General features: G+C 71.3%; 21 protein-coding genes. 13 read left to right on the top strand and 8 right to left on the bottom strand.

Translation table 11 applies throughout. The features are described 5' to 3' along the window. Window positions 1-19: 19 nt before the first annotated feature. On the top strand, window positions 20-2,095 hold the full coding sequence (locus tag AB0B72_RS11630) for a DPP IV N-terminal domain-containing protein (RefSeq protein WP_367738545.1): 2,076 nt from the start codon (window positions 20-22) through the stop codon (window positions 2,093-2,095). A 238-nt stretch (window positions 2,096-2,333) separates the two neighbouring features. Here AB0B72_RS11630 and AB0B72_RS11625 read toward each other — a convergent pair whose 3' ends face one another. Then, window positions 2,334-4,082, bottom strand: a complete 1,749-nt coding sequence (locus tag AB0B72_RS11625) for an ABC transporter ATP-binding protein (RefSeq protein ID WP_367738544.1) — start codon at window positions 4,080-4,082, stop codon at window positions 2,334-2,336. 2 nt (window positions 4,083-4,084) lie between these two features. Then, window positions 4,085-5,791 carry an ABC transporter ATP-binding protein gene (locus tag AB0B72_RS11620; RefSeq protein ID WP_367738543.1) on the bottom strand — a complete coding sequence of 569 codons (1,707 nt, stop codon included), beginning with the start codon at window positions 5,789-5,791 and terminating at the stop codon, window positions 4,085-4,087. Between the two features lie 104 nt (window positions 5,792-5,895). Between AB0B72_RS11620 and AB0B72_RS11615 the strand changes: the two genes are divergently transcribed. Together AB0B72_RS11615 and AB0B72_RS11610 are read left to right on the top strand one after the other, a co-directional pair. Continuing rightward, a complete protein-coding gene (locus AB0B72_RS11615; protein ID WP_367738542.1) occupies window positions 5,896-6,129 on the top strand; it encodes an RNA polymerase subunit sigma-70 in 234 nt (77 codons plus the stop codon). A gap of 2 nt (window positions 6,130-6,131) precedes the next feature. After that, window positions 6,132-6,692: a Clp protease N-terminal domain-containing protein gene (locus AB0B72_RS11610; protein WP_367738541.1), complete on the top strand. Its 561-nt coding sequence runs from the start codon at window positions 6,132-6,134 to the stop codon at window positions 6,690-6,692. Between the two features lie 81 nt (window positions 6,693-6,773). Here AB0B72_RS11610 and AB0B72_RS11605 read toward each other — a convergent pair whose 3' ends face one another. Continuing rightward, a complete protein-coding gene (locus AB0B72_RS11605) occupies window positions 6,774-7,745 on the bottom strand; it encodes a zinc-binding dehydrogenase (RefSeq protein WP_367738612.1) in 972 nt (323 codons plus the stop codon). A 125-nt stretch (window positions 7,746-7,870) separates the two neighbouring features. On the opposite strand from AB0B72_RS11605, the gene AB0B72_RS11600 reads away from it, so the two are divergent. From AB0B72_RS11600 to AB0B72_RS11590, 3 genes are all read left to right on the top strand, one after another. After that, the gene (locus AB0B72_RS11600; RefSeq protein WP_367738540.1) at window positions 7,871-8,101 is read left to right on the top strand and encodes a hypothetical protein; all 231 of its coding nucleotides are present in this window, start codon (window positions 7,871-7,873) and stop codon (window positions 8,099-8,101) included. Window positions 8,102-8,103: 2 nt separating this feature from the next. Then, on the top strand, window positions 8,104-8,592 hold the full coding sequence (locus AB0B72_RS11595; RefSeq protein ID WP_367738539.1) for a Clp protease N-terminal domain-containing protein: 489 nt from the start codon (window positions 8,104-8,106) through the stop codon (window positions 8,590-8,592). 209 nt (window positions 8,593-8,801) lie between these two features. Further along, complete coding sequence (locus AB0B72_RS11590; protein ID WP_367738538.1) at window positions 8,802-9,143, top strand: STAS domain-containing protein; 342 nt, start codon at window positions 8,802-8,804, stop codon at window positions 9,141-9,143. Between the two features lie 12 nt (window positions 9,144-9,155). Here the strand turns inward: AB0B72_RS11590 and AB0B72_RS11585 are convergent, their stop codons facing one another. The 4 genes from AB0B72_RS11585 to AB0B72_RS11570 form a co-directional block, all read right to left on the bottom strand. Then, on the bottom strand, window positions 9,156-9,566 hold the full coding sequence (locus tag AB0B72_RS11585; protein ID WP_367738537.1) for an STAS domain-containing protein: 411 nt from the start codon (window positions 9,564-9,566) through the stop codon (window positions 9,156-9,158). Window positions 9,567-9,720: 154 nt separating this feature from the next. After that, window positions 9,721-10,461, bottom strand: coding sequence for a succinate dehydrogenase/fumarate reductase iron-sulfur subunit (locus AB0B72_RS11580; protein ID WP_367738536.1), 741 nt, complete (start codon window positions 10,459-10,461; stop codon window positions 9,721-9,723). Then, entirely contained in the window at window positions 10,458-12,383 is a 1,926-nt protein-coding gene (locus AB0B72_RS11575; protein WP_367738535.1) for a fumarate reductase/succinate dehydrogenase flavoprotein subunit, read from the bottom strand. Before AB0B72_RS11575 ends, AB0B72_RS11580 begins: the two co-directional genes overlap by 4 nt. Then, a complete protein-coding gene (locus AB0B72_RS11570; protein WP_367738534.1) occupies window positions 12,380-13,183 on the bottom strand; it encodes a succinate dehydrogenase cytochrome b subunit in 804 nt (267 codons plus the stop codon). Before AB0B72_RS11570 ends, AB0B72_RS11575 begins: the two co-directional genes overlap by 4 nt. Before the next feature lie 186 nt (window positions 13,184-13,369). Between AB0B72_RS11570 and AB0B72_RS11565 the strand changes: the two genes are divergently transcribed. The 7 genes from AB0B72_RS11565 to AB0B72_RS11535 all read left to right on the top strand — a co-directional run bounded on the left by AB0B72_RS11565 (window position 13,370) and on the right by AB0B72_RS11535 (window position 21,268). After that, window positions 13,370-14,299 (top strand): LysR family transcriptional regulator, encoded by a 930-nt coding sequence (locus AB0B72_RS11565; RefSeq protein WP_367738533.1) that lies wholly within the window; start codon window positions 13,370-13,372, stop codon window positions 14,297-14,299. Between the two features lie 70 nt (window positions 14,300-14,369). Beyond that, entirely contained in the window at window positions 14,370-15,689 is a 1,320-nt protein-coding gene (locus tag AB0B72_RS11560; RefSeq protein WP_367738532.1) for a PP2C family protein-serine/threonine phosphatase, read from the top strand. After that, the gene (locus AB0B72_RS11555) at window positions 15,686-17,257 is read left to right on the top strand and encodes an ATP-binding protein (RefSeq protein WP_367738531.1); all 1,572 of its coding nucleotides are present in this window, start codon (window positions 15,686-15,688) and stop codon (window positions 17,255-17,257) included. Before AB0B72_RS11560 ends, AB0B72_RS11555 begins: the two co-directional genes overlap by 4 nt. Next, window positions 17,250-17,687 (top strand): response regulator, encoded by a 438-nt coding sequence (locus AB0B72_RS11550; RefSeq protein WP_367738530.1) that lies wholly within the window; start codon window positions 17,250-17,252, stop codon window positions 17,685-17,687. The genes AB0B72_RS11555 and AB0B72_RS11550 overlap by 8 nt, the downstream gene beginning before the upstream one ends. 146 nt (window positions 17,688-17,833) lie before the next feature. Further along, window positions 17,834-18,619 carry a hypothetical protein gene (locus AB0B72_RS11545; RefSeq protein ID WP_367738529.1) on the top strand — a complete coding sequence of 262 codons (786 nt, stop codon included), beginning with the start codon at window positions 17,834-17,836 and terminating at the stop codon, window positions 18,617-18,619. Further along, entirely contained in the window at window positions 18,591-20,516 is a 1,926-nt protein-coding gene (locus tag AB0B72_RS11540) for a fumarate reductase/succinate dehydrogenase flavoprotein subunit (RefSeq protein WP_367738528.1), read from the top strand. The genes AB0B72_RS11545 and AB0B72_RS11540 overlap by 29 nt, the downstream gene beginning before the upstream one ends. After that, window positions 20,516-21,268, top strand: a complete 753-nt coding sequence (locus AB0B72_RS11535; protein ID WP_367738527.1) for a succinate dehydrogenase/fumarate reductase iron-sulfur subunit — start codon at window positions 20,516-20,518, stop codon at window positions 21,266-21,268. Before AB0B72_RS11540 ends, AB0B72_RS11535 begins: the two co-directional genes overlap by 1 nt. Window positions 21,269-21,404: 136 nt before the next feature. On the opposite strand, the gene AB0B72_RS11530 is transcribed toward AB0B72_RS11535, so the two are convergent. Next, window positions 21,405-21,881, bottom strand: a complete 477-nt coding sequence (locus AB0B72_RS11530; protein WP_367738526.1) for a MarR family winged helix-turn-helix transcriptional regulator — start codon at window positions 21,879-21,881, stop codon at window positions 21,405-21,407. Between the last annotated feature and the right edge of the window lie 2 nt (window positions 21,882-21,883).

Raw genomic sequence — 21,883 nt, 5'->3', positions numbered from 1 at the left:
GCTGGCAGGATGAAGGACTATGACTGAGAGCTTCCCGCGCCTGCACGCACGGACCCGCCGGTTCACCCTCGGAGTGCCCCGCGCCTTCACGATCTCACCGGAGGGCGATCGGGCGATCTTCCTGCGGACGAGGTCCGGCACCGACCCGGTGACGTGCCTGTGGGAGCTGGACGTGGCGGCCGGGACCGAGCGCCTCGTGGTCGACCCCCTCGTGCTCGGCGCGGCCGACGAGGACCTGCCCCCGGAGGAGCGGGCCCGGCGCGAGCGGTCGAGGGAGTCGGCGGGCGGCGTGGTGGCATACGCCACGGACCAGCGGGCGAGGCTGGCCGCCTTCGCGCTGTCCGGCGAGCTCTACCTGGCCGACCTGGCCGAGGGAGACGTGCGCGTGCTTCCCGCGGCCGGGCCGGTGATCGACCCCCGGCTCGACCCGTCCGGCGCCCGCGTGGCGTACGTCACCGGAGGGGCGCTGCACGTCCTCGACATCGCGACCGGCACGGACACGACGCTGGCGGCCCCCGACGGGGATGAGGTCACCTACGGCCTGGCCGAGTTCGTCGCCGCCGAGGAGATGGACCGGATGCGCGGCTACTGGTGGTCTCCCTCGGGGGACGCGCTGCTGGTCGCCCGGGTGGACGAGTCCCCCGTCGCCCTGTGGCACATCGCCGACCCGGCCAATCCTGACCGTCCGGCCGTGGCCCAGCGCTACCCGGCCGCCGGCACGGCCAACGCCGAGGTGACGCTGTTCGTGCTCGGGCTGGACGGCTCCCGGGTCGCGGTGCCGTACGAGCAGGAGTATCTGGTGACGGCCGCGTGGGACGCTCACGGCCCGATGATCGTCACGCTGTCGCGCGACCAGCGGACCATGCGCCTGCTGTCGGTGGACCCGGCCGGCGGCGGGACGTCGCTCGTGCGCGAGGACACCGACCCGGCGTGGGTGGACATCGTCACCGGCGTGCCGGCCCACCTGACGGACGGCACGCTCGTGTGGGTGGCCGACGCCGATGGAGGCCACCGCCTGGTGATCGGCTCCGAGCCGGTCACGCCACCGTCGCTGCAGGTCAGGGCCGTGCTCGACGTGGACGGTGACACGGTGCTGTTCCAGGCGAGCGGCGGGGAGCCCGCGGAGATCCACCTGTGGGCCTACGCCGGAGGCGTGATCAGCCCGCTCACCACGGAGCCCGGCGTGCACACCGGCAGGCGGGCCGCCGGGGTGACCGTGATCGCCCGGCAGAGCCTCGACACCGAGGGCACGTCGATCACCGTCGTGCGCCCGGACGGCTCGTCGGCGCCGGTCCGCTCGGTCGCCGAGCGCCCGCCCCTGGAGCCGCGCGTCTCGCTCGTCCGGGCAGGCTCGCGGGGGCTGTCGGCCGCCGTCCTGCTGCCCTCCTGGCACGTGCCCGGCTCCGCGCCGCTGCCCGTCCTCATGGACCCGTACGGCGGGCCGCACGCGCAGCGGGTGCTGACGTCGCGGCGGATGTTCCTGGAGTCCCAGTGGTGGGCGGAGCAGGGCTTCGCCGTCATCGTGGCCGAAGGCAGGGGCACCCCGGGGCGGGGGCCGGCGTACGAGCGGGAGATGCTGCACGACTTCACGGTCAGCCTGGACGACCAGGTGGACGCGCTGCAGGGGGTCGCCGCCCTGCACGGCGATGATCTCGACCTGTCCCGCGTGGCGATCCGGGGCTGGTCGTTCGGCGGCTACCTGGCGGCCCTGGCGGTGCTGCGCCGCCCGGACGTGTTCCACGCCGCCGTGGCGGGGGCGCCGGTCACCGACTGGCGGCTGTACGACACCTGCTATACCGAGCGCTTCCTGGGCCACCCGGACGAGGGCCGCTACGAGGCGTCGTCCCTGCTCGGCGACGCCGAGAAGCTGGAGCGGCCGCTGCTGCTCATCCACGGCCTCGCCGACGACAACGTGGTGGCGGCGCACACCCTGCGCCTGTCGTCGGCCCTGCTCGCGGCCGGACGCCCGCACACCGTGCTGCCGTTGTCTGGCGTCACCCACATGACCCCCCAGGAGGTCGTCGCGGAGAACCTCCTTCTCCTGCAGCTCGACTTCCTCAAGAAGGCCCTCGGTCCGGAGGCCTTCGGACGATGAGGCGCCACTGCGAGCGGTAGGACCGCGTCGTTCCGGGCCGGCGCGACCCGGCGGACGGCTCAGGTCAGCTCGGCTCCGCGGACGGCCCGGGCCGCCGCGACAAGGACCGTGAGAAGGGTCGCGAGAAGGAGGGGATGGGCGTGGACCCGCCCATCCCCTCGGCTTCGTGGCTCCCGCTCGCCGGCTGCCGGCTTCGCGAGCGCCTCTCCCACCAGCCGGCGGCTTGGTGCCGGCCCGCCTACTGGGCGGTGCCGTGCCAGCTCTCCCACAGGGCCGCGTAGGCGCCCTCGGCCGCGACCAGCTCGTCATGGGATCCGAGCTCGCTGATCCGGCCGTCCTCGACGACGGCCACCCGGTCGGCGTCGTGGGCCGTGTGCAGCCGGTGGGCGATCGCGATCACCGTGCGGCCCTCCAGGACGGCGCCGAGCGACCGCTCCAGGTGCCTGGCGGCACGAGGGTCGATCAGCGAGGTCGCCTCGTCCAGGACGAGCGTGTGCGGGTCGGCCAGCACCAGCCGGGCGAGCGCGAGCTGCTGGGCGTGAGCCGGTGAGATCGCCGCCTCGCCTGAGCCGATGACCGTGTCCAGCCCGCCGTCGAGGGCGGCCACCCACTCCCACGAGTCGACCGCCTCCAGAGCGCGGCGGACATCGTCGTCGGAGGCCCCGGGCCGGGCGATCAGCAGGTTGTCCCGGAGCGTCCCCCGGAAGACGTGGTGCTCCTGCGTGACCAGCGCGACGTGCCCGCGCAGCTCGTCGAGCGGCAGCTCGACCAGCGAGACCCCGCCCACCGTGACGGAGCCGTCCCGCGGGCCGTGGACGCCCGCGAGCAGGCGCCCGAGCGTGGACTTGCCCGCGCCCGACGGGCCGACCATCGCGAGCCGCTCGCCCGGGCGGACGTCCAGGTCGATGCCGTGGAGCACGTCGTGCCCCTCCCGGTACGCGTACCGGACATCGGAGGCCCGCAGGTTCTCGCCGTCGGGCCGGGCGGCGCCGGTCGTGCGGTCGTCCGGGACGTTGGCCACGCCGAGCAGCCTCGCCATGGACGCGCCTCCGACCTGGAGCTCGTCCACCCACGACAGCAGCCGGTCGAGCGGGTCGATGAGCTGCTGCACGTACAGCGTGGCCGTGGTGACCTGCACCAGCGACACCCAGCCCTCGACGTAGAACAGGCCGCCGAGCAGCAGGGTCGCCGCCACCGGCATCACGTAGCCGAACTCGACGGCGGGGAACCAGATCATGCGCAGCCCCAGCGTGTACCGCTCGGCGGCGAACGACCGGGCGATGTCGCGATCGGTCCGGTCACGACGGCGTCCCTGAAGGCCCAGGGCCTCCACGGTCCGCGCACCTTCGACGGTCTCGGTCAGCCCCTCGGTCATGTCGGCGTACGCCGCGTTCTCGCGCAGGTAGCCGTCCCTGGCCCGGGACAGGTACCACCTGGTGGAGAACCACAGCACCGGGACGGCGACCAGCGAGGGAAGCGCCATCACCGGGCCGACCAGGATCACCGCCCCCACGATGAAGGCGCCGGTGACGACCGCGATCAGCGTCTCGGGCACCGCGTGCCGTACGGTCCTGGACAGGGCGTCCACGTCACGTGACGTACGGGTGATCAGGTCGCCCGAGCCGGCCCGCTCGACCGTCGACATGGGCAGCGCGAGCACCTGGTCGACGAACTCCTCCCGGAGCTCGGCCAGCACCTTCTCGCCCAGCCTCGACGAGGCGTAGACGGCGAACCGGATCAGCACGGCCTGCACCGCCACGAACCCGACGATCGCCAGAACGACGACGTCCACGTCGACGTCGCTGGAGCCGTCCGCCACTGCCTGGACGAGGCCGCCGAGCAGGCGGGGGGACGCCAGCCCGGCGATCGCGGCCAGCGCGTGCAGGCCCAGCGCCACGCCGAGCTCCCGCGGATACTTCAGCGTCAGCCGCCTCGCGTACGCGCGCACCTGCGCCTGATCCGCGACCGGCAGGATCTCGCGTGCCATGCTCAGCCCTCCCCTCGTGTGACGGTCGATCGGTATCCGGGCTCGGCCGCCAGCAGCTCCCGGTGGCCGCCCTCGGCCAGGACCACGCCGTCCTCGACGTACAGGACCAGGTCGGCCCGGTCGAGCACGAGCGGGCTCGTCGTGCAGACGAGGGTGGTGCGCCCGGCGCGCGCCTTCGCCAGCCGCTCGGCGACGCGCGCCTCCGTGTGCGCGTCGACGGCGCTGGTCGGCTCGACCAGGATGAGGATCTCCGGGTCCGCCAGCAGGGCCCGGACCAGCCGGAGCCGCTGCTGCTGACCGCCGGAGAACTCGCGGCCGGCCTCCGCGACGTGCCCGTCCAGGCCCTCGGGCAGGGCCTCGATCACGTCGTCGGCGCAGGCCGCGTAGAGCGCCTGCCGCATCTCCTCGTCCGTGGCGCCGCCCCGGACGTCCAGCTCGTCGCGCAGACGGCCGGTGAACAGCCTGGCGCCGTTCTCCGCGACGAGGATGTGCCGCCTCACCTCGGCGATCGGCAGGTCGCCGAGCGGGACGCCGCCCAGCGTCACCTCTCCGGGGGAGTACCGCCCGAGCCGGTCGGCGATGGCGATCGCGTCCTCGGGCACGGCGGCCGCCAGCGCGGTCAGCCGCCCGGGCGGCACGGCGACGCCGGACCGCTGGTCCAGCAGCGTGCCGCCGGGAATCCCGCCGCCCGGCAGGGCGGCGGCACCGGTCATCTCGGGCTCCAGCGACAGGATGTGGCAGACCCGGCGGGCCGCCACGTGCCCCTTGGTGAGCTTGTCGGCGACCTCGGTGAGTGTGCGCAGCGGCGCGATCAGGAAGACCGCGTAGCCGTAGAAGGCGACGAGCTGGCCGGCGCTGATCCGGCCTTCCAGGGCGAAGTGCGCGCCCATCCAGGTGACGCAGCCGATGAGCAGGCCGGGCAGCAGGATCTGCGCGCCCTCCAGGGCCGACTCGACCGACGCGACGCGCACGCCCGCGTGCCGTACCCGCTGCGACTCCTCGCGGTAGCGCGCGGCGAACACCTGCTCGCCGCCGATGCCCCGCAGCACGCGCAGGCCCGCCACGATGTCGGCGGCGCGGGTCGCGAGGTCGCCCTGGAGACCGCGCTGCTCGTGCTGGCGGGCGTGCAGGGGCCGCAGCAGCGGGGCGACCGCCACCGCCATCAGCGGCACTCCGATGAGCACGCCCAGGCCCAGCGGCGCCGACGTGGTGAGCAGGATCACCGTCACGGCCACGATGGCGACGAAGGCGCCGCTGCCCCGCAGGAGGACGTCCATCGAGTTGCCGATCTGAGCGATGTCGGAGTTGCCGACGCTGACCACCTCGCCGGTCGACAGGCGCCGGGGCAGCGTGGCGCCCAGCCGGGCCGCCTGCCGCGCGGTGACCTGCACCGTGCGGTACGCCGCCGACAGCCAGGTCACGACGGCGTAGCGGTGCCGCAGCACGCCGGCGACGGCCTGGACGGCGCCGAGGGCCAGCACCACGCCCGTCCACCGGACCAGCAGGCTCACGTCCTTGGCCACCAGCGCGTCGATCGCCCGGCCCAGGGCCGCCGGGACCAGGGCCTGCCCCAGCCACCAAAGGACGGCCATGCCGATGCCCAGAAGCATCGGCGCCCCCTGGACGCGCGCCACCCACCACAGGTACCGGAGGGGACTGCGGGCGTCTGGTGTGCCGGGATCGGCGGCGGGCAGCGTGCGCATGGTCATGCCAGCGTCGCAAGATCCCAGGTCATGGGGCAAATGGTTTTCCCCCGCCAAGCGGGGCGTCAATTTAGGTTGACATCGGGCCGGCGTCAACCTAGGTTTACATCATGAGCGACACGGCACAGCTGGCCAACGACGCCGGCAGCCGCGACCCCGCCACCGGCCTGCGGGCCGTACGGGCCCTGCGGCTGCTGGTGGAGCGGCTCGAAGCACTACAGGTGGAGAACGCGCGCACCGCCGGGTGGTCCTGGCAGGACATCGCGCTGCTGCTCGGGGTCTCCCGGCAGGCGGTGCACAAGAAGTACGCGGGTGGACGAGGACTGCTGAGGCGGGAGAAGTAACCATGCTCGAACGGTTCACCAACGAGGCCCGGCAGGCCGTCGACCTGGCCCGGGAGGAGGCGCGGCGGCTCAGGCACGAGCACGTGGGCACCGAGCACCTGCTCCTCGGGCTGCTCGGCCGCCCGGAAACGCTGTCGGCCCAGGTCCTGGGCGACCACGGGCTCGACCACGACCAGGCGTCCGCCGCGGTGACGCGCGTCCTCGGGACCTCACCCGTGGGCGATCTCGACGCCGACGCCTTGGAGTCGATCGGCATCGACCTGTCCACCGTGCGCGAGAAGATCGAGTCGGTCTTCGGGCCCGGCGCCCTCGACCGCGACCCGCACCGTGACCACAAGGGCGTCCTCGTCAGCGGCCGCCGCATCATGTTCACGCGGAGGGCCAGGAAGGTGCTTGAGCTCGCGGTGCGCGAGTCCATCGCCATGCAGAGCGGCGACATCCGCGACGGCCACGTCCTCCTCGGTCTCATCCGGGAGGGTGAGGGCCTCGCCGCCCGCATCATGGCCGACGCGGGCGTCGACTTTCCCAGCCTCACGGTGGAGGTCCGCAGGCGCCTCACATGAAGATCGACGGACAGCACACGGCCGGAGCGGAACGAGCCGGGCGCTCGTCGCCCGCCCTGTCCGGCCGGGGGTCTGCCGCCGCTACGAGATGAGCAGCAGCGACTTGCCGGCCGTCGCGCGTGCGGCGAGCGCGACGTGGGCGTCCACGGCCCGCTCCAGGGGGTAGGTCGCACCGATGGCCGGGCGGATCCGCCCCTCGGCGGCCAGCGCGAGCGCCTGGCCGAGCAGCTCCCGCACGGTGGCCGGATCGGGCCGCCCGGCCGCGAGCAGGTTGGTCACCCGCACTCGCCGCCGCCCGGCCACCTGTGGGTCGATGTCGGCGAACCCGCCCTCCGACGTGCCGTACGTGACGAACCGGCCGCCGTCGGCCGCCGCCTCGAACGCCGCCCTGCCGAGCTTTCCGCCCGCGCCGTCGAAGACCAGATCGGCCCCCGCGCCGCCGGCCGCCTCGCGGACCCGGCGCACCCACCCCTCCTCCGAGTAGTCGACAGTGACCTCCGCACCCAGCTCGCGGGCCAGCGCCAGCTTGCGCTCCCCCCTGGCCGCCGCTATGACCCGGGCGCCGGCGTCGCGCGCCAGTTGCACCAGCAGCGAACCCGCGCCGCCCGCGGCCGCGGCCACCAGCACCCACTCGCCCTTCTCGATCTCCGCCACGCGGGCGAGGCTGAGCGCGGTGACACCGTCGTGCAGGACCGCCGCCGCCTCGGGAAGGCCCAGGCCGCCTGGCACCTCCACGACCTCGTCCACGCCCGCGACGATCCGCTCGGCGTAGCCGCTGGAGGTCCTGGCGACGACCCGGCGCCCGACCCAGGCCGGATCCACCCCCTCCCCGGCCGCCAGCACCTTCCCCGCTCCACCGCCGCCGGGCACATACGGAAGCTCGCGCGGGAAGAATTCCCTCCCCCAGCCACTGCGCAGCAGCGTGTCGAGGTAGATCACATCGGCGACGGCGAGCCCCACCACGACCTGTCCCGGACCGGCGACCGGATCGGCCACCTCCCCGGGCACCAGCACTTCCGGACCGCCGAACTCCCGCACCAGGATCGCCCGCATCATGACCACACTCCCCGTCTCGATCGACTCGTACGCCCAGTCTTCAAGTTGAAGTAACGTTGAAGTCAATACGGAATTAGCAACCTGCGTTGACTACCCTCGATTAGTCAACTACGGTTGCTTACATGTCCGGTGCTGAGATCTCCGTTTCCCATGAGCCCGCTGACGCGCTGGCGGCTGTGGCGGCGTTGCGGCGCCTGGCCGACCAGATAGAGGACGCCGCCGTCGAGCAGGCCATGCGGGCGGGCTGGAGCTGGCCGCAGGTCGCCGAGGCCCTCGGAGTGACGCGCCAAGCGGTCCACAAGAAGCATGCCAAGCGGCTCATCGCCGCCGGCGTAAGCCTGAGGAGGCGCTGACGATGGCCGCGATCGACGAGTACATCACCACGATCATCGACCGAGGGGCGTACGAGGCCCACGCGGACGGGTCGGCGGCAGTCGAGGCACACCACCTCCTGCTGGCGATCGCCGCAGGGCCCGAGAGCCCCGCACATCAGGTCCTGGCCTCGGCCGGGCTCGATCGTGACGCGATCCGCGACGCGCTGGACCGGGAGTTCGAGCACAGCCTGAGCGCGGCGGGAGTCTCCCTGGCCGCCTTCGACCTTCCACGGCCCAGCAAGGCCGCCGAGCGGCCGTCGCACCTGGGGGCGTCGGCCAGGCTCGCACTCGAACGAGGCTTCGCGTCCATCCCGCGCAGAAGAGATCTGCGGCCCGCGCATCTGCTGCTCGGGATTCTGGAGGCTCAGGTCGGCACGGTGCCCCGCGCGCTCACTCTGGCGGGTGCCGACCGCGCCGCCCTCGTCACGCAGGTACGGCAGGCGCTCGCGGAGGACGGCGGCACACCATGAGACGGATGGGCCACGACGAGGCCCCGCGCCGGGCCGGATAGGACCGGGTGAGGAACAACCTGTTTCGTCGGCGTGGCCGCGCGGTGCGCGCCGCCGCGCTCCCATACCATCACGATGTCAACCGTCCCGCTGTGAGGCTTGCCTCCCCCCTGTATGGCACGGTAGTCAGGGGTGTAACTTCTCTGTAGATCTTCGGGACGAGGACAGAGATGACGACGAGACTTGGCGTCACGGTCAGCCGGGAGGCGACGCACACCGTCGTCACCGTGGCAGGCGAGCTTGACGTCATCTCCGCGGAGCGGCTGCGCGCCGCCCTCGGCAAGCTGCTCGACGAGGGCCGCGACCGCCTGATCCTGGACGCCTCCGCGTTGACCTTCTGCGACTCGATGGGGCTCAGGCTCCTGCTGGAGGTTCACGACGCCGCCGAGCAGACCGGCGGCTTCCTGCGCCTGGTGGGCGTCCAGGGGGTCTTCCGGCGAATCCTCACCGTGACCGGGCTGAGCGCCGCTTTCACCATCTACGAGACGACGGGCGACGCCGCGGACGCGTGATCCGCGGCCCGCCTACCGGGCGGTCTCGTACAGGCCGCCCATGTCGTTGCCCGGCGCCGACACCGCCTTGAGCGCGTCCGGCACCGTCGCGCGCTGCTCGAACACGTTCCGCAGGCCCGTGATGGTCAGCACGCGGCGCAGGACGCCCTGGACGCCGGCGAGGATGAGGCGCACGTTCGCCGCCTGGCCGCGCTGGAGGGCGCCGATCAGCTCGCTGAGACCGCGCGAGTCGCAGAACTCGATGCCCTCGACGTCGATGACCAGCGCGGACACGCCGGAGGTCGCCCAGACCTGGCGCAGCTCCTCCCGCAGGAGGTGAACGGTGGTCGCGTCCAGCTCCCCGGTGGCATGAATGACGATCGCGTCGCCCTGGGCGGCGGACGCGACGCTCAACGTGGACCTCGGGCCGGACATGAACGTCATGCTCACTCCCTCGCCTGCGGGATCAAGGCAGGCGTGTTGCGCCAACACAACCGACACGTTACCCGGGAAGGGGGGTGATTATGTCCATGCGGAGAGGAACGAACAGGCGGATTTACGGCTTGACACCCCAAAGATCCGTCCGGCGCGGGCCTGCCTACGTGGAGACGGCCTTGAGATAGTCGGCGTTCATCCGCGAGATGGTGTCGAGCGGGATGCCCTTCGGGCAGACCGCCGTGCACTCACCGGTGTTGGTGCAGCCGCCGAAGCCCTCGGCGTCCATCTGCTCGACCATCGCCTTGGCACGCGAGGCGCGCTCCGGCCTGCCCTGCGGCAGCAACCCCAGGTGGGTGATCTTGGCGGCGGTGAACAGCGAGGCGGACCCGTTCGGGCAGGCCGCCACGCAGGCGCCGCAGCCGATGCAGGTGGCCGCGTCGAAGGCGTCGTCCGCGTCGTCCTTCGGCACCGGTACGGCATGGGCGTCGGGCGCCGAGCCGGCGGGAACGGAGATGAAGCCGCCGGCCTGGATGATCCGGTCGAACGACGACCTGTCGACGACGAGGTCCTTCACCACGGGGAACGGCGCGGCCCGCCACGGCTCGATGGTGACGACGGCGCCGTCCTCGAAGTGCCGCATGTGGAGCTGGCACGTCGTGGTGGCCCGCTGCTCACCGTGCGCCACGCCGTTGATGACCATGCCGCACATGCCGCAGATGCCCTCGCGGCAGTCGTGGTCGAAGGCGACCGGGTCGTCTCCCTCCAGGATCAGCCGCTCGTTCAGCACGTCGAGCATCTCCAGGAAGGACATGTCCGGCGACACGTCCTCGACCCGGTACGTCACCATCCGTCCGCGGTCGGCGGAGCCGTTCTGGCGCCAGATCCTCAGGGTCAGGTTCACTTGTAGCTCCGCTGGCTCATCGTGACGTACTCGTACTCCAGGTCTTCCTTGTGCAGGACCGGGCCCTGCGGCGTCCACTCCCAGGCGGCGACATAGGCGAAGTGCTCGTCGTCGCGCAGCGCCTCGCCGTCCGCGTCCTGCGACTCGGCCCGGAAGTGGCCACCGCACGACTCCGTCCGGTGGAGCGCGTCGACGCACATGAGCTCGGCCAGCTCGAAGAAGTCGGCGACCCGGCCGGCCCGCTCCAGCGCCTGGTTGAGACCCTCTGCGTCGCCCGGCACCTTGACGTTGCGCCAGAACTCCTCGCGCAGCTCGGGGATCCGCTCCAGCGCCTTGCGCAGCGACTCCTCGGTCCGCTCCATGCCGCAGTAGTCCCACATGATGCGGCCGAGCTCGCGGTGGTAGGAGTCGGCCGTGCGGGTGCCGTTCACGGAAAGGAGCTTGTCGATCCTCTCGGTGACCGCCGCGCGGGCACGCGCCACATCGGCCTCGTCCACCGGCCCGAGCGTCCCCGCCCCCGCCAGGTAGTCGCCGATCGTCGTCGGCAGCACGAAGTAGCCGTCAGCGAGGCCCTGCATCAGCGCCGACGCCCCGAGGCGGTTGGCGCCGTGGTCGGAGAAGTTGGCCTCGCCGATCACGAACAGGCCGGGGATGCTGGACTGCAGGTCGTAGTCCACCCACAGGCCGCCCATCGTGTAGTGGACGGCGGGGTAGATGCGCATCGGCACCTCGTACGGGTTCTCGCCCGTGATGCGCTCGTACATCTCGAAGAGGTTGCCGTACTTCTTCTCGACGGCGTCGCGGCCCAGCCGGGAGATCGCGTCGGCGAAGTCGAGGTAGACGCCGAGCCCGCCGGGGCCGACGCCGCGGCCCTCGTCGCAGACGTTCTTGGCGGCCCGGCTGGCGATGTCGCGCGGCACGAGGTTGCCGAACGCCGGGTAGATCCGCTCCAGGTAGTAGTCGCGCTCCGCGTCCGGGATGTCGCCCGGCGCCCGGTCGTCGCCCTTGCGGAGCGGCACCCACACGCGGCCGTCGTTGCGCAGCGACTCCGACATCAGCGTCAGCTTCGACTGGTACTCGCCGCTGACGGGGATGCAGGTCGGGTGGATCTGCGTGAAGCACGGGTTCCCGAAGTACGCCCCCTGCTTGTGCGCCCGCCAGATCGCCGTGGTGTTGCAGCCCTTGGCGTTGGTCGACAGGAAGAACACGTTGCCGTAGCCGCCGGTCGCGAGGACCACGGCGTCGGCGAGGTGGGTCTCGATCTCACCGGTGACCATGTCTCGGACGATGACGCCGCGGGCGTGCCCGCCGCTGACGACCAGCTCCAGCATCTCGTGGCGGGTGTGCATCTCCACGGTCCCGGCCGCGATCTGCCGCTCCAGGGCCTGGTACGCCCCGAGGAGGAGCTGCTGGCCCGTCTGGCCCCGGGCGTAGAACGTCCGCGACACCTGGGCGCCGCCGAAGGAACGGGTGTCGAGCAGCCCGCCGTACTCGCGGGCGAACGGCACGCCCTGCGCGACCGCCTGGTCGATGATGTTCACGCTGACCTGGGCGAGCCGGTAGACGTTCGACTCGCGGGCCCGGAAGTCGCCGCCCTTGACGGTGTCGTAGAACAGCCGGTGGACGCTGTCGCCGTCACCGCGGTAGTTCTTGGCCGCGTTGATGCCGCCCTGGGCGGCGATCGAGTGGGCGCGGCGAGGCGAGTCCTGGTAGCAGAACGACTTGACCTTGTAGCCCAGCTCGCCGAGGGTCGCCGCCGCCGAGCCGCCCGCCAGGCCGGTGCCGACGACGATGACGGTGAGCTTGCGCTTGTTCGCCGGGTTCACCAGCTTGGCCTGGAAGCGCCGGGTGTCCCAGCGGTCCTCGATGGGCCCGGCGGGAGCCTTGGTGTCGCGGATGGGCGCACCGACGGTGTAGCTCACTTGACCACTCCGATCATCACGGCGACGGGGGCGGCGACGAAGCCGAGCACGAGGACGGCGGAGACAACGGCGGCGCCCGCCTGAAGTGCCCGGTAACGCCGGGCCACGCCGAGGGTCTGGAACGCGCTCCACAGCCCGTGCCGCAGGTGCAGGCCGACCACGACCATGGCCACCAGGTAGAAGGCGGTGACCCACCAGCGGGAGGGCTGGAAGTCCGCCACCATCCGCGCGTACGGCGTGGCGTCGCCGCCACGGGGGTTCACCACGCCGAAGGTCATGTCGAGCAGGTGCCAGACCACGAACAGCACGATGATCACGCCGCCGTACCGCATCGTGCGCGTGGCATACCCGTTCGCCTGCGACTTGCGCCGGGCGGCGTACTTGACCGGACGGGCCTTCGCCGCGCGCCTGGCCAGCGACACCGCCGCCCACATGTGCAGCGCCACCGCGACGACCAGCCCGATCTCCGCGATCGTGAGCAGAGTGCGGTCGGGGAGCGCGGGCGAGCCGACGGTGCGCAGCCACTCGGCGTAGTGGTTGAACGAGTCGGCGCCGAGGAAGACCTTCAGGTTGCCCAGCATGTGGCCGACGAGGAAGAGCACGAGGACGGCGCCGGTCACCGCCATGACGGCCTTCTTGCCGGCCGAGGAGGCGAGCAGGGCGCGCACGCCCCTGCGCGGGCGGTCCGGGCGCGGGGTGGCGGGCGCGCGGGACGCCCTGCGTGCGGGCGCGTGCCGGTCCGCGGGGACGGGCGCGGTGGCCACGCCGCGGTCGACAGAGTGGTCAACGGTGGCTGTCACGAAAACTCACGTTAGGTTCCGCGTTTCGAGACGTCTAAGTCATCGCGGGTCTGGTTTCGATAGCCGGCGGCTATGTCCGCTGTTTCCCAGGGGCTCCGCACTTGGCCCGGCTCGCCGGTGCGACGAACTTCACAGCCGCCCGGCCCCTCATCGAACCGGTCACGGCGATAGCCGTACGCTATCGACGTGCAGTTGCAGCAGCTCACCTACTTCGTGGCGGTCGCGGAGACACGGCACTTCACGCAGGCGGCCGAGCACACGCGCGTGGCGCAGCCGTCGCTGAGCAAGCAGATCAAGGCGCTGGAGACCGAGCTGGGCACGCCCCTGCTCAGCCGGGCGCGGGGCAACGTCACCCTCACACCGGCGGGCGAGGCCCTGCTCCCCCTCGCGCGTCGCATCCTGGCCGACGTGGAGACCGCACGCCGCGAGGTCGCGGAGCTGGCGGGGCTGCGCAGGGGACGGGTGCGGCTCGGCGCGACGCCGTCGCTGTGCGCGGGGCTCCTCGGCGACGTGCTGGCCGGTTTCCACCGCGACTACCCGGGTGTGGAGCTCCTGGTGGAGGAGGGCGGCTCGCGCGACCTCGTGCGCGACCTGGCCAGGGGTCAGCTCGATCTGGCGCTGATCATCCTCCCGCTGCAGAGCAGCGACCCTTCGCTGGTCACCGAGGAGATCCTGCGGGAGAACCTGGTCGTGGCCTCGGCGTCCTCCGCCACGGAGCGCCGGCCGTACCTGCGGATCGAGGATCTGCGCGGGCGGCCTCTGGTGATGTTCCGCCGGGGGTACGACCTGCGCGAGGCGACGCTGGCCGCCTGCCGCCAGGCGGGATTCGAGCCGCGCTTCGCGGTGGAGGGCGGGGAGATGGACGCCGTCCTGCGGTTCGTCGAGGCCGGGCTGGGGATCGCGGTGGTCCCGTCGATGGTCCTGGAGAGCAGGCCGGGGCTCGCCGGGACGCCCCTGCTGCCGGGGCTTCGCCGGACCGTGGCCATCGCCCACAGAAAGGACGTCGAGCCGACCCGGGCGGCGCAGGCGTTCCGCGGCACCCTGCTGTCCTTCCTCGGCAGGGCGGCCAGGGAGGGCACACTGCCCCCCGGTATCGAGGCACTCACCGGCCCGTAACTCTCCTTGCGATGTCCCGCTGGCGATAGATTTGTGCGCACATTCTTTTCGACGCTGATGAGAGGCGTTCGTGACCCCGGCCTCCCTTGACCTGCCCGATCCGCTCACGCTCCTGCTCATCGAGGACGACGCCGCCGACGCGTTCCTCGTCGAGGAGCTGCTCGCGGGCGCCGAGAGGCCTCCCAAGATCACCTGGGCGCGGACGCTGGCCGAGGGCCGGCAGCGGCTGACCGGCGACGTGCAGTGCGTGCTGGTCGATCTGTCCCTGCCCGACGCCTCCGGGCTGGAGGCGCTGGAGCAGGTGCTGGCGATGGCGCCGGACACGGCCGTGCTGGTCCTCACCGGCCTGATGGACGCGCACGTCGGCATCGAGGCGGTGGCGGCGGGCGCGCAGGACTTCCTGGTCAAGCAGGACGTGGACGCCCGGCTGCTGATCCGCGCGATCCGGTACGCCATCGAGCGCAAACGCGCCGACCTGGCCATGCGCGAGCTCCTGCAGGAGCGGCTCGTCAGCAATGAGACGTCCCGCCTGGAGCGGGGCCTGCTGCCGGTGCCGATGCTCACCACGCCGCTCCTGCACCACCAGGCCCGCTACCTTCCCGGCCGTGTACGCGGGTTGCTGGCCGGCGACTTCTGGGACACCGTCCAGACGGCCGACGGCGCCGTCCACGTGCTGATCGGCGACGTGTGCGGGCACGGCCCCGACGAGGCCGCCCTCGGCACCGCCCTGCGGATCGCCTGGCGGACGCTCATCCTCGCCGGGCACACCGGCGACGACGTGCTCTACACGCTCGACACGCTGCTGCGGCACGAGCGCAAGTCGCCGGAGATCTTCACCACCATGTGCTACGCGGCCGTCTCGCCCGATCTCACCCGTGCCCGGATGTACGTCGTCGGCCACCCGCCGCCGCTGCTGCTGCGGGACGGCGTGATCGACGTGGTCACCGACACCCCGTCCGGCCCGCCCCTCGGCATCTTCCCGGACGGCACGTGGCACCCCTTCGACATAACGCTGGGCGACCGGTGGGCGCTGCTGCTCTACACCGACGGGCTCATCGAGGCCACCGTCAACGACAACCGGGATCTGCTCGGCACCGACGGGCTGCTGCGGATCATCCGCGAGCACTCCAGGATCGACCTCGACCGGATCATCGCCAGCCTGGGCGACGCCCTGCACGACGACGTCGCCGCCGTCCTCGTCTCCCGGGGGCACCGGCACGTCCAGGGTGACGTGCTCCCGACCTCGGCCATGTCGGGAGACGGCCCGGTGGACGGCTCGGTGGACGGCGCCGTGGACGGCGCCGTGGACGGCTCGGTCGACGGCGCCCGGCATGGTCCGCGACACGGCGTCCGAGAGGGCGTCCAAGAGGGCGGCCGGGGGGCGACGTGAGCGTGGCGCCCGCTCCTCTCAGCCCGCCGCGGGCGGCCGATGGACGGCTGACGGTCACCCGCTGGTTCCTCCTCACCGGTGCGGGCATGGCGCTCGTCGTGGGCCTGGCGGTCACCGCCATCCTGGTGACGCTCGGCCAGACCAAAGCGGCCCGCGACGTCCTCATCGACGCCATCGACCCCGCGGCGCTGGAGATGATCCAGATCACCACGGCGCTCCAGGCGCAGGGCAACTCCATCAGGGCGTACGGCCTCACCAACGAGGCGCAGTACGTCCAGGCGTACCGGCAGGCCATCGGCGACGAGCAGGCGGCCACCGCGTGGATCACCACGACGCTGCCCCGCCTCCCGCGGTCCTCCGAGATGGGGGCGGAGCTGCGGCGGCTCGAAGCGGCGATCGCCGTCTGGCGGCACGACTACGCCGAGCGGGTCGTCGCCGCCGTCCCCACGGCCGGCCGGGACGCCCTGTCCCGGGAGCTGACGACCGTCAACGTGCAGCGGTTCACGCCTGTCAGGGCGTCGCTGGGGAGGCTGCGGAGCCTGCTGCAGGAGCTCCACGACCTCGGCAAGGAGCGGCTCCAGACAGGCTGGCAGACCATCTACGTCACGGTGTGGATCCTGATAGTCGCCCTCCTGCTGGCGGCGCTCGGCTGCACGCTGATCGTGCGCCACGCGGTGCTGCGCCCGGTGGCGCGGCTCACCCGCCAGGTGCGCGCCGTGGCCGCCGGGGACTTCCGTCACGAGCTGGACGTGGAGCGGCCCGCCGAGCTGTGGGAGCTGTCCGGCCACGTCAGCGGCATGCGCGATCGGATCATGGCCGAGTGGCAGTCCTCGGCCGAGGCCCGGCAGCGCCTCGCCGACCAGGCCGCCGAGCTGCGCAGGTCCAACGCCGAGCTGGAGCAGTTCGCCTACGTGGCCAGCCACGACCTGCAGGAGCCGCTGCGCAAGGTGGCGAGCTTCACCCAGATGCTGGAGCAGCGCTACGGGGACCGGCTCGACGACAGGGCCCTGCAGTACATCGGCTTCGCCGTCGACGGGGCCAAGCGCATGCAGCAGCTCATCAACGACCTGCTCGACTTCTCCCGGGTCGGCCGCATGGGCGGCGAGCGCGTCCCGACGGACTCCGGCGGCCCCCTGCGCGGCGCTCTGCGCAACCTGGACGGCCTGATCGTCGAGACCGACGCCTCCGTGACCCACGACGAGATGCCGAAGGTCGTCGGCAACCCGGTGCTGCTGACGCAGCTCTTCCAGAACCTCGTCGCCAACGCGCTGAAGTTCCGCTCTCCCGAGCCGCCCCGCGTCCACATCGGCGTACGCCGGGACGGCGAGATGTGGGAGTTCAGCTGCGCCGACAACGGGATCGGCGTGGAGCCCAGGTTCGCCGACCGGATCTTCCTGATCTTCCAGCGCCTCCACGGGCGTGAGGCGTACTCCGGCACGGGCATCGGCCTGGCCCTGTGCAGGAAGATCGTGGAATATCATGGCGGCCGCATCTGGCTCGACACCGAGGCGGGGCCGGGTGCCACCTTCCGATGGACGCTGCCCGCCGCGGAGGATCCGGATGAATGAGCTGCGCCCCATCGACATCCTCCTGGTGGAGGACGATCCGGGCGACGTGCTGCTGACCAGGGAGGCGTTCTCCTACAACAAGGTCCGCAACACCCTCAGCGTCGTCAACGACGGCGAGCAGGCCCTCGCGTACCTGCGCAGGGAGGGGCCGTACGCCGACGCGCCGCGGCCGGACCTCATCCTCCTCGATCTCAACCTGCCCCGGGTCGACGGTTTCGAGGTGTTGCGGGAGGTCAAGGACGACCCGGCGCTCCGGGTGATCCCGGTTGTGATCTTGACGACCTCGGAGGCCGAGCAGGATATCCTTCGTGGATACAACCTGCACGCCAACGCGTACATCACGAAGCCGGTGGATTTCGACCAGTTCGCCCGCGTGGTGCGCCAGATCGACGAGTTCTTCTTCACGGTGGTGAAGCTGCCGGCGAAGTGACCGGAATCACAGCCGGGAGGAGTGACCCTCCTCACAACTCGTGATGCGCGCGTCGTAATGTTTCCCCCACCAATACGCACGTGGCCAGAGCAGTTCGGCGCGAGCGCTCCGGCGTACGCGGAGTCAGTGAGGGTGGAAGGTCTCCGATGACCCAGACAACGGCCGAGAGCCCGGCCAGGAAACAACGCGCACAGTTGCGGGTGCGCACACTTCGCACCGACAGGTGGTGGCTCGCTCCGGCGTTGACGTTCGCCGGCCTCATGTCGTTCCTGATCTACGGATTCTGGGCGATTTTCGATAAAAGCTACTTCATCGAACCGTATATCGCGCCCTTCTCGTCGCCCTGCCTCGCGACCTCGTGTCCCGAGGGGGCCCGCTTCCTCGGGCTGGCGCCGTTCGGCGACTGGTACGGGCTGCCGCCGGGGCTGCTGATCCTCGGCCTGCCCGGCGGGTTCCGGCTGACCTGCTACTACTACCGCAAGTCGTACTACCGGTCGTTCTGGCTGTCGCCGCCGGCCTGCGCGGTCGCGGAGCCGCACGGCAAGTACACCGGCGAGACCCGGTTCCCGCTGATCATCCAGAACATCCACAGGTACTTCTTCTACGGCGCCATCGTGATCGGCGCGATCCTGACGTACGACGCCGTGCTGGCCCTGGTGCACAAGCCCGGCGGCCTGGGGACCTGGATCCTGCTCGTCAACGCCGCCCTGATCCTGGCGTACACGCTGTCGTGCCACTCCTGCCGCCACATCACCGCCGGGCGTCTCACGCACTTCTCGAAGCACCCGCTGCGCTACAAGGCGTGGACGTTCGTCTCGAAGCTCAACGCCAAGCACCAGCCGCTGGCCTGGGCCTCGATGTTCTCCGTCATGATCGCCGACCTGTACGTCCGGCTGGTCGCCCATGGCGTCATCAACTTCCCGTTCGCTTAAGGATCTCAAGGTGGAGCGTCACGAATACGACGTCGTCGTCATCGGAGCCGGCGGAGCCGGGCTCCGCGCGGCGATCGAGGCGCGGCAACAGGGCAAGCGGACGGCGATCGTCTGCAAGTCGCTGTTCGGCAAGGCCCACACGGTCATGGCCGAGGGCGGCGCCGCGGCCGCGATGGGCAACGTCAACTCCGACGACAACTGGATGGTGCACTTCCGCGACACCATGCGCGGAGGCAAGTTCCTCAACAACTGGCGGATGGCTGAGCTGCACGCGAAGGAGGCCCCGGACCGCGTCTGGGAGCTGGAGGCGTGGGGCGCGCTGTTCGACCGCACCAAGGACGGCAAGATCAGCCAGCGGAACTTCGGCGGCCACGAGTACCCGCGCCTCGCCCACGTCGGCGACCGCACGGGCCTGGAGCTGATCCGCACGCTGCAGCAGCGGGTCGTCGCCCTCCAGCAGGAGGATGAGAAGCTGCACGGCGACCCCGAGGCGTACATCAAGGTCTTCGCCGAGTGCACGGTCACCCGCCTGCTCAAGAACGACGGCGCCATCGCGGGGGCGTTCGGCTACTGGCGGGAGACCGGCGACTTCATCCTCTTCGACGCCCCGGCCGTCGTGCTGGCCACCGGCGGCATCGGCAAGTCGTACGTGGTCACGTCGAACTCCTGGGAGTACACGGGCGACGGCCACGCGCTGGCCCTGCTCGCGGGCGCCAAGCTGATCAACATGGAGTTCATCCAGTTCCACCCGACGGGGATGGTCTGGCCGCCCTCGGTGCGCGGCATCCTCGTGACGGAGTCGGTCCGCGGCGACGGCGGCGTCCTGCGCAACTCCGAGGGCCGCCGGTTCATGTTCGACTACATCCCTGACGTGTTCAAGGACAAGTACGCCACGACGGAGGAGGAGGCGGACCGCTGGTACAACGACCAGGCGGGCAACCGCCGGCCGCCGGAGCTGCTGCCGCGTGACGAGGTGGCCAGGGCCATCAACTCCGAGGTGAAGGCGGGGCGCGGCTCCCCGCAGGGCGGGGTGTTCCTCGACGTGTCGACCCGGCTGCCCGCCGCCGAGATCACCAGGCGGCTGCCGTCGATGCACCACCAGTTCAAGGAGCTGGCGGACGTCGACATCACCAAGGAGCCCATGCAGGTCGGCCCGACCTGCCACTACATCATGGGCGGCGTGGAGGTGGACGCCGACACCGGCGCCGCCTCGGTGCCCGGCCTGTTCGCGGCCGGCGAGGTCTCCGGCGGCATGCACGGCTCCAACCGCCTCGGCGGCAACTCGCTGTCCGACCTGCTGGTCTTCGGCCGCAGGGCGGGAGCCGGGGCGGCGGCGTACGTCGCGGGCCTGGCCAGGCGGCCCGCCGTGACGGGTGTGGACGAGGCCATGGCGGAGGCGATCGCCCCCCTGGAGCGCACCGGCGGCGAGAACCCGTACGAGGTCCACCACGAGCTGCAGCGCACGATGAACGACCTCGTCGGCATCATCCGCAAGTCGGAGGAGATCGCCGAGGCCCTCCAGGTCATCGAGAAGCTCAAGGAACGGGCGAAGAACACCGCGTCCGCCGGGAGCCGGATCTACAACCCCGGCTGGCACCTCGCCATCGACCTGCGCAATATGCTGCTGGTGAGCGAGTGCGTGGCCCGGGCCGCGCTGCTCCGCGAGGAGAGCCGCGGCGGCCACACCCGGGACGACTTCCCCGGCATGGCGCCGGAGTGGCGGCGCAAGCTGCTGGTCTGCTCCGCCGAGCCGGACGCCTCCGGCGTCGTGGTCGCCGAAAGGGCCCAGCCGCCCATGCGGAGTGACCTGATCACCCTGTTCGAGCGGTCCGAGCTGGAGAAGTACCTCACCGAGGACGAGCTGGCGGACTACGACACCGCGGTCAAGGAGTCGTGATGGGTTACAAGGCGAAGTTCCGCGTCTGGCGAGGCGAGGGCGGCGACGGGCAGCTGGAGGACTTCACCGTCGAGGTGAACGAGGGCGAGGTCGTCCTCGACGTCATCCACCGGTTGCAGGCCACCCAGGCCCCCGACCTCGCGGTCCGGTGGAACTGCAAGGCGGGCAAGTGCGGCTCCTGCTCGATGGAGATCAACGGCAGGCCGCGGCTGGGCTGCATGACCCGGATGTCCACGTTCGAGGAGAGCGAGACCATCACGGTCACGCCGATGCGGACGTTCCCGGTCATCAAGGACCTGGTCTGCGACGTGTCGTTCAACTACAAGAAGGCACGGGAGATCCCGTCGTTCACGCCGCCGGCCGACGTGAAGCCCGGCGACTACCGCATGCAGCAGATCGACGTCGAGCGGTCCCAGGAGTTCCGCAAGTGCATCGAGTGCTTCATGTGCCAGAACGTCTGCCACGTCATCCGTGACCACGAGGAGAACAAGCAGTCCTTCGCGGGACCGCGCTTCCTCATGCGGATCGCCGAGCTCGACATGCACCCGTACGACGTGCTGGAGCGCAAGGAGTCGGCGCAGGAGGAGCACGGCCTCGGGTACTGCAACATCACCAAGTGCTGCACCGAGGTCTGCCCCGAGCACATCAAGATCACCGACAACGCGCTGATCCCGATGAAGGAGCGCGTGGTCGACCGCAAGTACGACCCGCTGGTGTGGCTGGGCTCGAAGATCTTCAAGCGCTCCAGCTGAGCGATCCCCTTCGCGAAGACGCCGACCGGATCCCCGGTCGGCGTTTTTCGTTCTCATCCCGCTTTCCGCGGCTTCGCGAACGCGGCGGCGGTCCCGCGCCGCCCCGCGCGCCCGGCCACGACCGGGGCGATGTCCGTCAGCCTGTGGGCGTGCCGATCTGGTCGCGTTCGAGCACGGAGCGCAGCTTCGAGATGGCGCGTACGGCGGACGAGGCGGACAGGTCGTCGAACGAGTCTCCGATCAGCGCGGCGAGTCCATCGGTGAACGTCTTGTCCGCCGCGTCGACGAGCCGCAAGCCGCCGTCGGTCAGAGCCAGCAGCGAGGACCGGCGATCGGACGGATTCGGCTGCCGGAGGACCCACCCCCGTCTCTCCAGACGGTCGATGCCCTTGCTGGTCGCCCCGACGCCGACGGCGAACTCGGCGGCGAGGTCCGCCACGCGAGATCCGGGGTGGTCGCGCAGGTAGCGCAGGAATTCGAACTGTGAGGTGACGATCCCGTGCCGCTCACGGAGTCGGTCGTTGAGGGCGTTGTACAGACGCGTCTCGCATCGGACCAGATCGGCGAAGAAGCCCGGGAGGTCGACCAGGTCACCGCTCGATTTAGATGCCATGG

Source organism: Microbispora sp. NPDC049125, from assembly GCF_040802045.1.
Lineage (GTDB): Bacteria > Actinomycetota > Actinomycetes > Streptosporangiales > Streptosporangiaceae > Microbispora.
Note: the sequence above shows the minus strand (reverse complement) of the source record. Positions and strands in the feature narration are given on the sequence as shown.